Below are 13,113 nucleotides of genomic sequence, written 5' to 3'. Positions count from 1 at the left end.
ATCGCGTACTTAAGGAGTAACTATATGTTCAAGAAACACGGTGAAATGATTCGATTTATACTTGTAGGTGGCATCAATACAATTAATTATTATTGGATATATTTATTATTATTAAAAGTGCTCGACATTCAATATTTAGTAAGTCATATATTGAGTTTCATAATAAGCTTTATCATTTCATTTTATTTGAATTGTTATTTTGTTTATCGTGTTCAACCTACCGTAAAAAAATTCATTCAATTTCCTATTACTCAAGTTGTAAATATAGGATTACAGACATTATTATTATTTGTGTTTGTAGAATTACTTCATGTAAACGAAACTTTTGCACCATTTATCGGATTAATTTTTACAATTCCTATAACGTTTATATTATCTAGATGGATTTTAGTAGATAAATAAAACGACAAGCGCCTGTAACATGTTTATGTTACGGGCGCTTGTCATTTTTTCCTATAATAAGAACATAACAAAGAATGGAACGACTGCTACCACTACAATACCAACTAGAACGAGTGAAATACTGGCCATTGATTCTTCTACTTCACCTAATTCTTTTGCTGCAGCGACACCGAGTGTGTGTCCACTTGTACCTAAGGCTAATCCTCTCGCAATCGGATTTGTAATATTAAAGAGTTTCAATAATTTATTACCTAATGCCATAATAATAACGGCGTTTAAAATTACGGCTAATGATGTGAGTTCTTTAATACCCGAAATACCTTCAGAAACTGGCAATGCAATTGCAGTTGTTGCTGCTTGTGGTAACATTGATGCGATAATATCATCACCAAATTGGAATGATTTCGCTACAATATAAATAATAACAAGTGCTGCTACTGTTCCAATCGCAATACCACCCATGATATGATGCCAATGTTTTTTAAGTACTTCACGTTTTTTGTATAAAGGAATTGCGAAACAAATTGTTGCCGGTTCTAAGAAGAAATTAATAATATCTCCACCTATTTTATAATTTTCATATGGTATACCTGTCGCTTTTAAGAATACAATGCCACCAACCATACTGAAAAATAATGGTGCAAACAAGAAGAATCCATTTGATTTTTTAAATAAATAAGTACCGACTAAGAATAATGTTACAGATAATCCGATACCGAAATATGGTGTATTAAGGCCAAAATGTTCCATCATGCATAATCACCTGCCACGCGTTTATTGTTAATTTCTTTCGTACTTTTAGCTGATTTTTCACTTGGTTTAATAATCATTTGTGAAAAGATACCCGTACAAACAAGTAATAAAATTGTAGAAATAATAATCAGTAATATGATAAGTATTGGACTCGTACTTAAAATTCCTAATGAGTTGATTACTGAAATACCCGCTGGAACGAATAAGAATCCGATATTATTCGTCAATGCTGTACCAACCGCTTCTACTTGTTCTAACTTGATAACACCTGTCGTCAATGCGATAAACATCAGCACTAATCCGATAACAGATGCCGGCATTGGTATAGGCATAAAGCTTTCTATGACATGTGAAATTAATAATACAATTGATATTGTTAATACTTGATGAAAGAAGTTATTGACTTTTTTCATTTTGACAACCTCCCGAAGTAATCTCTTAAGGTTATCTTAATATGAAAATCATTTTTTAAAGCGTTTTCAATGCGAAATGCAATAATTGACCTCTAAGTTACAAAATTTATACTCTGAAAATTATACTAACCCTATTTCTGATTTAAACGACTTCATATATGATCGACTAACTTGTAATTTGATGTTCCCCGTCAACGTCACTTGATACGTCGAATTAAACCAATGTTCAACCGATTGTATATGCCATTTATTGATAATACTAGCACGATGAATACGAATAAATTTAGCGTGACTGAGCTTTTTCTCATAGAAACTGAGTGGCTCGTTTGTCGTATATTCATTGTCAGTCGTATTAATCGTCGTAATACCTTGGTTGACAGATATCGCAATAATATCATCTACATTCAATACATAAATACGATCATCGATTTCAATAGGTAAGACTTCATCATGATTGACCGGTTTCGGATCAACCGATTGTTGTGTCTCGATATTCGTAATTTTGTTAATCGCTTGTTCAATTCTTGATTTCTCAAATGGCTTCAAGATATAGTCTGTTGCTTCTAATTCAAATGCTTGTACAGCATATGTGTCATGAGCAGTTGCAAAGATAATATGCGGAACATGTTTCATTTTATTGATTTTCTTCGCTAAATCTAATCCACTTTCTTCCATCAAATTAATATCTAAAAATATAACATCAAATTCGTATGACAATAGCTGTTCCAATGTCTCTTCAATATTCTCTGCTTCTTCAATTTGACTAAATGAACCAATTTGATTCAATAAATATTTCAGTTCATTACGTGCTAAAGGTTCATCATCAACAATTAACGCATGCATTACATTTCCTCCTCTCGATATTTGTGTGGAATAATCGTACATACTTTCGTTCCTTTATCACTTGAATCGAATTGTAATTCTGCATGATTTCCAAATAATCCTATTAATCTTCTATTTAAATTCTCTAACGCACTTCCAGTTCCAGACTGAGAGGCAACCGTTGTCTTACCTAAAATAGCTATTTTATCTTCATGAATACCTTGTCCATTATCTCTTACACATAATTGAATCGATTGATGATTACGAATCACTTTAACCCAAATACGATTATCATCTTTTCTACTTGTAAAGGCATGTTTAATCGCATTCTCCACTAATATTTGTATAACAAAAGGTGGTACAAGTGCAGAATAATGTTCTTCGGGTATATCAAATTCAATTTTAAAGTGATCGGGATATCTCGCTTGTTCTAAAGCAATATAAGCACGTACTTGTTCTAATTCTTTTTCAATAGTAATTGTATTATTTCTCGCACCTTGTAAATTCGAACGGAAGAAATGACTCAATTGTAATAGTAATTGACGTGCTTTCTCATGATCAATTCGAACCAATGCTGAAATTGTATTAATCGCATTAAAGAAGAAATGCGGATTAACTTGAGCTTGTAACGACTTAATTTCAGCATCTTGTAATAATTTTCGTTGTGTTTCAACAGCACCAAGTTCTAACTGACTAGAGAATATTTTAGCGAGCCCTTCAGCTAGTTGTTTCTCTACAAATGTTAAATCATGATGATCTGTAAAATATAACTTCAATGTTCCTACAATATCATCATGTACATATAACGGAATAACGATCGCCGCTTCAAGTGGACAGTTCGGATGTTGGCACCCTATATCTTTACTAGAATAGACTTCTTTTTGTTGACCAGTTTCAATAACTGCTTTAGATAAATCAGTAATAATCGTCTTATCAGGTGTGTGATGATCACTAGCTACACCAACATGTGCCAATATATGCGTCTTATTTGTAATAGCAACAGCAGAAACTTTCATGAGATCTTTGATAACTTTTGCGGATTGATGTGCAGATGATTCTGTTAATCCTTCTTTAAAATAAGGCAATGTCTGATTGACGAGCTTTAATACATCATGCGTTTGGATTGCTCTCATTTGTTCTTCTTGTTTAACTGTCGAAATAATTATAGACATAAATATCGCAGTACCTAATCCATTAATGATAATCATTGGCAATGCAATGAGTTGAACAAGTTCCCATGCATCTGCTTTTTGAGATGAGAATATCAATATACAAATCATTTGAATAACTTCCGTAGATGCACCAACTAACGCACTTTGTTTCACTGATAAATAACTTTTAGACTTCATTGCTTGTGCACCAAAATAACCTGCGACAAGCCCAATGACGATAGATGATATTAAATATGTATATGCATCTGCACCGCCAATATAAACTCTAAAAATACCTGATAGCACACCTACAAACAGACCTACAAATGGACCACCTATCAATCCTGAAACGCCTATAGTTAACACACGTGTATTCGCAAGTGATACTTCCGGACCGAGATGTAAATAAATCATACTCGAAACAATTTCACCATTATGAATCGCTACACCTGTAAAATTAGATAGTAATGCAAATGATGAAAATACAATAATCAATCGCCATTTTACATACCATTTATCACGCTCACCCATCATATTTTTAAAATAAGTGGTATTCATTAATATGTATGCGACGAGTATAATTAAACCAACACGTTCTAATAATAAGACAAATAAATTTAACATATAAACACCTATCGTTTCTTTACTATTCTATACGTTCATACCAACAAATAGTTTACCATATGATTGTTAGAAATCTCGAAATAATGTTTAAATGATATAATAAGATGAACCATGCAGAAAGGGGATAATATGATGAATTTACAAACTGCATCACCAAATGAAATTAGAGCAAGTATAAGACAACGCGCATTAACACGACCAACTAGTGGGATGGCTAAAGGGTATGTCCAAGCAAATGTCGTCATCTTGCCTTCTAAATATGCCTATGATTTTTTGAAATTTTGCTTTAAAAATCCTAAGACATGTCCATTACTTGATGTATCCGAAGTAGGATCACCCTCATTTAGTAAATATGGAAAAGAAGCGGATATTAGAACAGATGTTGGATTGTACAGACTTTATAAAGATGGCAAATTCGTACAAGAATACGAAGATATTAAAGCGTTGTATTCAGATGATATGGTCAGCTTCTTAATTGGATGTAGCTTTACATTTGAACATGCTTTGCTTGAAGCGGGTATTCCAGTACGTCATATTGAAGAAAATCATAACGTTCCGATGTACATAACAAATATACCTGCTGAACCAAGTGGTACTTTTAAAGGAAACATTACAGTAAGCATGCGACCTATGACGATGACAGAAGCAATTAAAGCTACTGAAATCACAACACATTTCAAAGAAGTACACGGTACACCAATACATATTGGAAATCCAAGTGAAATCGGTATCGGAAACATTGACCAACCTGATTTCGGTGAAGCTGTAACAATTAAAGACGAAGAAGTTCCTGTATTCTGGGGATGCGGTGTAACACCACAATCCGTAGCATTAGATGCCAAACCAGACATCATGATTACGCACGCACCCGGACATATGTTTATAACAGATATTAAAGACAGTGAAATGAGCTAGAATTAGAAGGACTTTGAAAGCAGAAAGCTGAGGCAACGTTAATTGCCTCAGCTTCATTTTGTTTCTGGACCGGTAATATTTTTTATCGGTCCATATTTCTCGTTTCTGAACCGGTAATATTTTTTATCGGTCCAGAAACTCCATTTTCGGGTCGTTATTTCTTTTTATCGGCCTGATAATCTCGTTTTCGGGTCGATATTTTTATTTTTAGGCCTGGAAATCTCTATACTTCTATTCTCAACTTATAATTCTGTACGCAATTCCCACAATTCAGGAAAGAAGTTCTGGTCAATAACGCGCTTTAAATAATTTACGCCTGAACTTCCACCCGTTCCTGTTTTAAACCCTATTATTCTTTGTACGGTTTTCATATGTCTAAATCGCCATTGACTATATCTATCTTCTACATCTGTTAATTTCTCTAGTAGTTCATACAATTCAAAGTATGCGTCTGATTGTAAATATATTGCTTTAAAAGCTTCTTTCACTGAATCATTTCTCATATAATTCTGTGTAACTTCCCTATTTAACACTTCGGAATCTATGTTAAATCCTGCTCTATGTACTGCTTTAATTGTTTCATCATAAATACTTGGTCGTTCTAGTTGTGTTTTCAGCTGCTGATAAATATTTGGGTCTTTTTCATAGATTTTTAAAGCATGTGTTGTTTTATATCCTAAGCTATATTCAATCATTCTATTTTGAAAAGATTGAAATCCTGAAGAATTTCCTAAGTCATCTCTAAATTTCAAATAATCACTTGGTGTCATGGTTGATAATACTTCCCATACTTGAATGAGTTGTTTTTGTATATTACCTACACGAGCTAATTTTTTAAATGCTTGTTTATATTGATCAGATTTAATATCATCACTTGCAGAATTTAATTCATGAATAATCAAGTTCATCCACAGTTCTGATACTTGATGGACAATTATGAATAATTTCTCATCGTGCGCATCTGTTAATGTATGTTGTGCTGATAATACTTTATCTAAACCTAAATATTCACTATAAGTCATGTCCTTCGAAAAATCCGTCTTCACACTTTCCCCTTTAAGTGATTCATCTTGAAATTCGCTCACAACTACTCCCCCTTTTTAGAAATGACCGCTCTTATTGGTGACCCGTCTGCACCTACTATATTTAAAGGTAATCCAATGAAGTTATAATAACCTTCTGAAACATTTTCTAATAATAGATTTTCAATATTAATGATGTCGTATTGATTAAATGCATGATGATTGTCTAAAGTTTTAGAGTCGATATCATCTACTGATGGCACGTCTATACCAAATACTTTAATCCCTATTGAAGATAAATATTGAATGGCGTCTTCTGTTAAGACAGGTACTGACTCTGGGAACACTTCAGAATGTGCTTCTGATTTAGTCTTAATCATAATAATAGTCCCTTTAATCTCAAATTGCTTGAGTATTTCCTGGGTTATTAATGTTTCATCCATAATTTCAATTAATGTTGCATCGCCAATTAAACGATTGACGTCAATTTCATGAATCTTGATACCTTCTTCATCAAAGTGATATGGCGCATCCATATGTGTGCCTATATGTGTGCTTGTTGAAATACTACCAATATTTACAGAACCCGTTTCTTCTTTAGTCGCTGAAAGTTTAAAATGAAAAGGCTCATCACCTGGCCAGTGTGCAATATTGTTCGTCAATTGCTGTGTAATATCAATCCACATAATCATGCTCCTTTATTAATGTAATCGCTACCATATTACCTTTTAATACAACTTTTGTACATTAATTTGTAATGATGAAAAAAGTAAAGGCCAGGACATTTACCTATGTCCCAGCCTTTTTATAGTTATACGATTAAATTGACAATTAATATTAATATCAATCCTAATACAGAAAGTACAGATTCTAGAAGTGTCCATGTTAAGAATGTTTCTTTAATTGTTAAACCAAAGTATTCTTTGAACATCCAGAATCCTGCGTCGTTTACATGTGAGCAGAATATACTGCCTGCACCAATAGCAAGTACGACAAGTGAAATATTCACATCTGAAGCTTGTAATAATGGTAATACAATACCTACTGAAGATATTGCTGCTACTGTTGTTGAACCAAGTGCTACCCTTAATAAAGCAGCAGCTAACCATGCTAAAAATATTGGTGACATTTCTGTACCATGGAATATTTCTGAAATTGTATCACCAACACCACCATCAATGAGGATTTGTTTAAATGTACCGCCCCCACCGATAATTAAAAGTAACATTGCTATTGGTCCAATAGCTTCTTCAAATGATTTCATAATCGTTGTCATATTCTTAGATTGTTTAATACCCATTGAATATATCGCAAATAATACAGCTAATAACATTGCTGTAACTGATGAACCTAGTAGGTACACGATAGATTCAAACCAGTTTGTTGGTTCTTGATCATGACCAGTTATGAGTTGAACTACCGTAGCAAATAACATTAAGATAACTGGGAATAATGCTGTTAATAAACTGATACCAAAGTTCGGTAATTTTTCATTACTAAAATCATTAATTTTCCCAATACTTGCTGTTTTTCCTTTCTTTTCAAATGCTACAGGTGCTATAGCATAAGCAAATTTAGGGAAGATCCCTCCAACTATGATTGCTAAAGGTACACCGATGATAAGACCATACATCAGCACTTCTCCAATATTGGCATTAACCGCTTCTGATATCGCTACTGGACCTGGATGCGGCGGTAGGAATCCGTGCGTTACGGCAATTGAAGTCGCCATTGGAATACCAACTTGTAAATTAGATATTTTCATTCTTTTAGCCAACGTAAACACTAAAGGAATTAATAACACAAATGCAACTTCTAAAAATAAAGATATCCCGATAATAAATGATGCAATAATCATTGCCCAAGTTACATATTTTTTACCAAACGTATTAATCAGTGTATCTGCAATTCTTGTTGCACCACCACCGTCAGATAATAACTTTCCTAAAATCGAACCTAATCCAAAAATAATCGCAATATGACCGAGTGTATCGCCCATACCTTTTTCAATGGTTTCCACAATTTTATCAAGTGGCATACCTAAAATAATACCTGTTAACATTGAAGTGATAATTAAAGCAACAAACGTATTTAATTTAAAGTACATAATAAGCGCTAATAAAATTAATACACCAATTACAACACTAATCAGTGGCCAGTATTCTCCCAACATTTGAATCCCTCTCTCTTTATATATTTAACGATTTAATTCATATACACTGCTTAAAGTTTCTTCATCTCCGACATTTCCTGGGAATATAACATAAGGTATATTTTGATATTTCGCTTCAGGACCTGTTAGCCATACTGGAACCCCTTGTGTAATTTGACCGATGACTTTTGCTTTTTCAATTTTTAACCCTTTTGTCGCAACATCGCTTGAAGTTATACCACCTTTAGCGATAATAAACTTCGGTTGTACATCTAAATTTGAAACGATTGATACTAAACTATTTGAAATTGCAGTAGAAATACTTAAATTATGTTGCAAATTCTCAGTTCTAATAACATCTCTTGACGTATAAATGACAACATCTTCACCGTTATCAATATATCTTTCAACGAGTTGTGTCATATCATCAACATAAGCTTGTAAATTGGATGACGCTATTTGCGTAACGTCAAATTCTATTTCACTAATAAATGAATGGTCTAATAAATATTTCAGTTGATCTGATGACTTTTTAACATGTGAACCAACAACAATGATGCCACCATTATCATTTTCTTTATACGAATTTAAATTAATAATTTCTCCAGGTGTTTCACAAATTGCTTTAACAAAAGATGCTGCTGTTCTAAAGATAAAGCGTTTATCATGTTGTGCTAAAAATACAGTCAAACAAGCTACAAAGAAATCCATATCCTCATCATTTACAGCATCTACAACGACTTGATCAAAGTCATTTAAATTTGAAAATACATTAAAAATCGTTTCTTTATCTCTTTGTCGTATGTTTTCTAATGTGATGTGATAAACTTCGTCAGATTGAACTTCGCCATTACTTTTTTCGCTTATATAGTCATTCATATGTTTAGACTTAAATCCAAATGTTGTATCTTGTGCAAATTCACTTCCAGATACCGGGATATATTGCTCGCCTTCTTTAAGATAATGAATGCCTTCATATGTATATCTACTACCTTCAAAGAAAGCTGGAATATAGAATACAGCATCAAAAGCTTGGTCACTAGACTCACTTAACACTTTAGGTTCTATATAGAAATGACCTCTTAATGTAGAATCTCCTCTACTAATAATTAAATAAGGAATATCCAATTTATTAGCTACTTTTTGTATGTTAGCGCTTACCTCTTGGTGTAAAGAAATCGTCTCTTGCTCGTTTAACGCTCTAGAATTTGTCAAAACGTAAAACATATTATGGGATTGAAAGAAGCCATCTTCAATCCATTCCTCAGTCCACTTCGTATATACAGGCAAATCTTTAACTGTTTGAGTGCCTGTAGGATCATCATCTAGTACGATAATTTTATATTTTAAATCTGCTAAATGCTTGTTTATATCATCATGCTTAAATTCATTTATTAATTCTTTTGTTAACATCATTATCACCTACATATTATTTATTTTTTCGAAGTATTCAATGATACCAGAATGGTCATTTAAACCATTGCCTTGTGCAACTTCTGATTTATAAATTTCTTTAATTTGATTAACAACTGGTAATGTTAATCCTGCTGTATCTGCTGTTGACGATACATTTTTCAAATCTTTTAAATTAATATTTAAAGTGCCACCTGGTTTATAATCTTGTTCAATCATTTTAGGGAATTTCGCTTCCATAACTGCTGAACCTGCTAAACCATTTTTGATTGCTTCATGCATTTCTGTCAGGTCAATATCAAATTTCTTAGCGAGCACCACCGCTTCAGACAATGCTGCAATATTTGTATTCACGATAATTTGATTTGCCAATTTAACGACACTACCAGAACCAACGTGACCAACTCTTACAACAGATCCAGCAATTGGACGAAGCACTTCTTTAATATCTTCTAATAATCCTTCATCACAACCTACCATTACAGCTAGTTCTCCTGTAATCGCAAGTGGTTCTCCTCCACTAACTGGTGCATCTACATACTGAATATCTTTTTCCCCAAGTACTTTACTGATTTCTAAAGATTCATTGGGTGTTAATGAACTCATATCAATAACCATTTTGACATTCATTTCACTTTGGTTTAATACTGCGGTTTCACCACTATATAAAACTGATTTAACAATAGCGCCATTAGGCAACATCGTAATCATCACTTCAGCATCTCTAGCCATTTCTTCAATAGATACAACTTTCGCACCTAATGCTGCTACCTCTTTTTCAGCTTCTTTATTTAAATCATTCACTAATACATCTTTATTAGCTTTGATTAAGTTCTTCACCATTGGCTTACCCATAATACCTAATCCAACAAATCCAATTTTCATTTTTATGCTCCTCTTCTGTAAACGTTTACAGGTATTGTATACTAAAATTTAATAAATGTATACATTTTATTTCAATTTTTTTTATAGTAAGATGAAGTTAACGAGGTGAGAACGATGGCAAATAAGGAATTATCCATATATCAAAAAATTAGAAATGACATTATAAATGGTGACTTAACACAAAATGAAAAAATAACAGAAAGCAAACTTGCACAGAGATATCATGTTAGTAGAACACCGATAAGAGAAGCTATAAAACAACTAGAATTAGAATACTTCATAAGAGACGGTTATATTTATGTACCAACAGTAGAAGAATATCGAAATATCTTTGAAATGCGTATTTTAATAGAAACACACGCAATTAAAAAAGCGAGTATCGTATTCACTCAAGGCGATATTGAAGAATTAAAAAGCTATGCATCAATTGGAGACGACAAAACAGAAGAAGAAATCATACAAATTAACGATCAATTCCATCAAAAAATTATGAGCGCCACAAAAAATAGTTTTATAATAGATACGTATAGTAAATTAAAAAGTTATATATACCTATTCAGTAAAACAGTTATCAATAAAAAGCGCCCAGGTCTTATAGAAGAACATCAAAAAATAGCAGAAATGCTAGAAAAAAGACAAACCGAAGCGGCAATAGAACTCATGAAAGAACACTTATTAAACGACTTAGAATTCAGTCTATACTATTTGAAATCATAGGAAGAAATAGTGTGGGAAGAAGGATAAAATTGCGCTAACGATCTTGTTTCACACTCTTGAGCGCTAGCCGGTGCAAATTCGGTGCAAAATTCGATACAAAACCTAAATAAAATATTAAAAGCGACGCCTATTTCGGGCGTCGCTTTATTTGTATCATGATAACTTCTCTTTTACGTAATCATAATTTCCTTCATATTTTGTTAATTGTTTATCTTGTAGTAAATACGTTATATAAAATAGTTTATTTAAGAAATATCGATCGTGTGATACGGCTATTATGGTACCTTCGTATTCTAACAGTGCTTCTTCTATTGTTTCTTTTGAATCTATATCTAAATGGTTTGTTGGTTCATCAAGTATGAGCACGTTAAAGTCTTGATTAACGATTTGTGCCCACCTTAGTCTCATTTTTTCTCCACCACTTAAACTTTCAACTGTGTTAAATACATCTTCTCCATAAAACATAAATTGTGCAAGTATGTGTCTTGCTTGTCCTTCTGTTACATTCACAACATCTCTAAAGGTTTCTATGACTGTTTGATTTTCTATATTTTCAAATGTATGTTGAGATAAGTAACCTATTCTTAAGTTTGAAGCACAATGAACTTCTCCATCGTCTGGTTCTATTTGCTGCATCATCATTTTCAATAGTGTACTTTTCCCTGTACCGTTGTTACCTATAATGGATACGTGTTCTTTTCTTCTAATAAGTAAATCGATATCTTCGAATAGTATATCTTCATACATTTTAGAAACTTTTTTGAATTCAATCACATCGTTTGAGACACGTTGTCCTTCTGTTAAGTTTACATTCATTTTTTTATTTTCTAGTACTGGCTTATCTAACCTCTTGATTCTATTTAATGCTTTTTCCATACTTTTCGCACGTTTATACATTGCTGCATTGGGTGGCTTTGCTTGACTCGCCCATAACCTTAATTGTTTAATGGAATCTTCCATTTTTTTAATTTTCTTCTGTTGTGTCTGATATGCTTCAAATTCACGTATTATGCGTGCTTCTTTTTCTTTAACAAAATAACTATAATTACCGTGATAAATGTGCAGATGTCCTTGATCGATTTCTAATATTTGATTGACTGTTTCATCTAAGAAGTATCGATCATGTGATACGATCATAACTGCACCATTATATTGTTTAATAAAATCTGCTAGCCAATCAACAGAGGAAATATCTAAATGATTGGTTGGTTCATCTAATAATAGTAGTTTAGGCTGTTGCAATAATATTTGAGCAAGGCCAACTTTAGTACGTTCTCCTCCAGAGAGTTTCCCCCACGTTTGATTTAATAATTGATTAATTTTCAAACCATGACTGACTCTTCTTATGAGTGCGTCTCTTTCATACCCACCTATTTCTTCGAATGTTTCTTGTAATGCGCCATATTGTTTTAATAATCGTTCTAAATCATTCGTATTATTTGCCATTTCATCTTCCAAAAATTTCATTTTTTGAGAGATGTGATTAATTTCTTTAAATACTTCTGATAAACATTCATAAATTTCTTTATCTTCTTCATACTGTGGTAACTGGTTTAAATAACCAATTGAAATGTTCTTTTGCCAGCTTATTTGCCCCTCTGTCGGCACTTCGACACCAGCCATCAATTTCAATAATGTACTCTTACCCTCACCATTTCTTCCAACTAGCCCTACACAATCTCCTTCATTTAAGTCATATTTAATATCCTCAAAGATGAGATCACCTGTGTAAGACTTTGATAGTTTAGACATATTAATAATATTCATTTTGCTTCCTCCAAAATCGGTCTATAAGGAAGCTGGTGTTAGACATTCCTTATAGCTATATTTTTCTTCAAAAAAGA

General features: G+C 32.8%; 13 protein-coding genes. 3 read left to right on the top strand and 10 right to left on the bottom strand.

What is annotated here, in order from left to right:
- Positions 1-24 precede the first annotated feature (24 nt).
- Entirely contained in the window at positions 25-402 is a 378-nt protein-coding gene (locus MHH94_RS02000; RefSeq protein WP_058590670.1) for a GtrA family protein, read from the top strand.
- A 51-nt stretch (positions 403-453) separates the two neighbouring features.
- Here the strand turns inward: MHH94_RS02000 and lrgB are convergent, their stop codons facing one another.
- The 4 genes from lrgB to MHH94_RS01980 form a co-directional block, all read right to left on the bottom strand.
- Positions 454-1,155: an antiholin-like protein LrgB gene (lrgB, locus tag MHH94_RS01995; protein WP_058612607.1), complete on the bottom strand. Its 702-nt coding sequence runs from the start codon at positions 1,153-1,155 to the stop codon at positions 454-456.
- Complete coding sequence (lrgA, locus tag MHH94_RS01990) at positions 1,152-1,568, bottom strand: antiholin-like murein hydrolase modulator LrgA (RefSeq protein ID WP_058590672.1); 417 nt, start codon at positions 1,566-1,568, stop codon at positions 1,152-1,154. The genes lrgB and lrgA overlap by 4 nt, the downstream gene beginning before the upstream one ends.
- Positions 1,569-1,688: 120 nt before the next feature.
- Positions 1,689-2,411: a response regulator transcription factor LytR gene (locus MHH94_RS01985; RefSeq protein ID WP_058612605.1), complete on the bottom strand. Its 723-nt coding sequence runs from the start codon at positions 2,409-2,411 to the stop codon at positions 1,689-1,691.
- Positions 2,411-4,165, bottom strand: coding sequence for a sensor histidine kinase (locus MHH94_RS01980; protein WP_078355202.1), 1,755 nt, complete (start codon positions 4,163-4,165; stop codon positions 2,411-2,413). The genes MHH94_RS01985 and MHH94_RS01980 overlap by 1 nt, the downstream gene beginning before the upstream one ends.
- Positions 4,166-4,297: 132 nt before the next feature.
- On the opposite strand from MHH94_RS01980, the gene MHH94_RS01975 reads away from it, so the two are divergent.
- Complete coding sequence (locus MHH94_RS01975) at positions 4,298-5,080, top strand: putative hydro-lyase (protein ID WP_078355203.1); 783 nt, start codon at positions 4,298-4,300, stop codon at positions 5,078-5,080.
- A 242-nt stretch (positions 5,081-5,322) separates the two neighbouring features.
- Here the strand turns inward: MHH94_RS01975 and kynA are convergent, their stop codons facing one another.
- The 5 genes from kynA to MHH94_RS01950 all read right to left on the bottom strand — a co-directional run bounded on the left by kynA (position 5,323) and on the right by MHH94_RS01950 (position 10,552).
- Positions 5,323-6,165 carry a tryptophan 2,3-dioxygenase gene (gene kynA / locus MHH94_RS01970; RefSeq protein ID WP_025906919.1) on the bottom strand — a complete coding sequence of 281 codons (843 nt, stop codon included), beginning with the start codon at positions 6,163-6,165 and terminating at the stop codon, positions 5,323-5,325.
- A 2-nt stretch (positions 6,166-6,167) separates the two neighbouring features.
- A complete protein-coding gene (locus MHH94_RS01965) occupies positions 6,168-6,788 on the bottom strand; it encodes a cyclase family protein (RefSeq protein ID WP_080964666.1) in 621 nt (206 codons plus the stop codon).
- Between the two features lie 125 nt (positions 6,789-6,913).
- Positions 6,914-8,275 carry a gluconate:H+ symporter gene (locus tag MHH94_RS01960; protein WP_107609315.1) on the bottom strand — a complete coding sequence of 454 codons (1,362 nt, stop codon included), beginning with the start codon at positions 8,273-8,275 and terminating at the stop codon, positions 6,914-6,916.
- A gap of 24 nt (positions 8,276-8,299) precedes the next feature.
- Positions 8,300-9,667, bottom strand: coding sequence for a four-carbon acid sugar kinase family protein (locus MHH94_RS01955; RefSeq protein WP_340839458.1), 1,368 nt, complete (start codon positions 9,665-9,667; stop codon positions 8,300-8,302).
- A 9-nt stretch (positions 9,668-9,676) separates the two neighbouring features.
- Complete coding sequence (locus MHH94_RS01950) at positions 9,677-10,552, bottom strand: NAD(P)-binding domain-containing protein (RefSeq protein ID WP_088592156.1); 876 nt, start codon at positions 10,550-10,552, stop codon at positions 9,677-9,679.
- Positions 10,553-10,666: 114 nt separating this feature from the next.
- On the opposite strand from MHH94_RS01950, the gene MHH94_RS01945 reads away from it, so the two are divergent.
- Positions 10,667-11,269, top strand: coding sequence for a GntR family transcriptional regulator (locus tag MHH94_RS01945; protein ID WP_058590681.1), 603 nt, complete (start codon positions 10,667-10,669; stop codon positions 11,267-11,269).
- A gap of 153 nt (positions 11,270-11,422) precedes the next feature.
- Here the strand turns inward: MHH94_RS01945 and abc-f are convergent, their stop codons facing one another.
- On the bottom strand, positions 11,423-13,036 hold the full coding sequence (gene abc-f / locus MHH94_RS01940) for a ribosomal protection-like ABC-F family protein (protein WP_340839454.1): 1,614 nt from the start codon (positions 13,034-13,036) through the stop codon (positions 11,423-11,425).
- Between the last annotated feature and the right edge of the window lie 77 nt (positions 13,037-13,113).

It is taken from the genome of Mammaliicoccus sp. FSL K6-3158, assembly GCF_038005105.1.
Taxonomy (GTDB): Bacteria; Bacillota; Bacilli; order Staphylococcales; family Staphylococcaceae; genus Mammaliicoccus; species Mammaliicoccus sciuri.
The sequence above is the reverse complement of the archived record's forward strand: the minus strand, read 5'-3'. Positions and strand labels throughout refer to the sequence as shown.

What these genes read in the sequence shown, in the direction of transcription:
- MHH94_RS01965 (WP_080964666.1), bottom strand. Translation starts at nt 6,788, where the DNA reads ATGTGGATTGATATTACACAGCAATTGACGAACAATATTGCACACTGG.
- MHH94_RS01945 (WP_058590681.1), top strand. Translation starts at nt 10,667, where the DNA reads ATGGCAAATAAGGAATTATCCATATATCAAAAAATTAGAAATGACATT.
- abc-f (WP_340839454.1), bottom strand. Translation starts at nt 13,036, where the DNA reads ATGAATATTATTAATATGTCTAAACTATCAAAGTCTTACACAGGTGAT.
- MHH94_RS01975 (WP_078355203.1), top strand. Translation starts at nt 4,298, where the DNA reads ATGAATTTACAAACTGCATCACCAAATGAAATTAGAGCAAGTATAAGA.
- lrgB (WP_058612607.1), bottom strand. Translation starts at nt 1,155, where the DNA reads ATGATGGAACATTTTGGCCTTAATACACCATATTTCGGTATCGGATTA.
- MHH94_RS01980 (WP_078355202.1), bottom strand. Translation starts at nt 4,165, where the DNA reads ATGTTAAATTTATTTGTCTTATTATTAGAACGTGTTGGTTTAATTATA.
- MHH94_RS01955 (WP_340839458.1), bottom strand. Translation starts at nt 9,667, where the DNA reads ATGTTAACAAAAGAATTAATAAATGAATTTAAGCATGATGATATAAAC.
- MHH94_RS01985 (WP_058612605.1), bottom strand. Translation starts at nt 2,411, where the DNA reads ATGCATGCGTTAATTGTTGATGATGAACCTTTAGCACGTAATGAACTG.
- MHH94_RS01950 (WP_088592156.1), bottom strand. Translation starts at nt 10,552, where the DNA reads ATGAAAATTGGATTTGTTGGATTAGGTATTATGGGTAAGCCAATGGTG.
- lrgA (WP_058590672.1), bottom strand. Translation starts at nt 1,568, where the DNA reads ATGAAAAAAGTCAATAACTTCTTTCATCAAGTATTAACAATATCAATT.
- MHH94_RS01960 (WP_107609315.1), bottom strand. Translation starts at nt 8,275, where the DNA reads ATGTTGGGAGAATACTGGCCACTGATTAGTGTTGTAATTGGTGTATTA.
- MHH94_RS02000 (WP_058590670.1), top strand. Translation starts at nt 25, where the DNA reads ATGTTCAAGAAACACGGTGAAATGATTCGATTTATACTTGTAGGTGGC.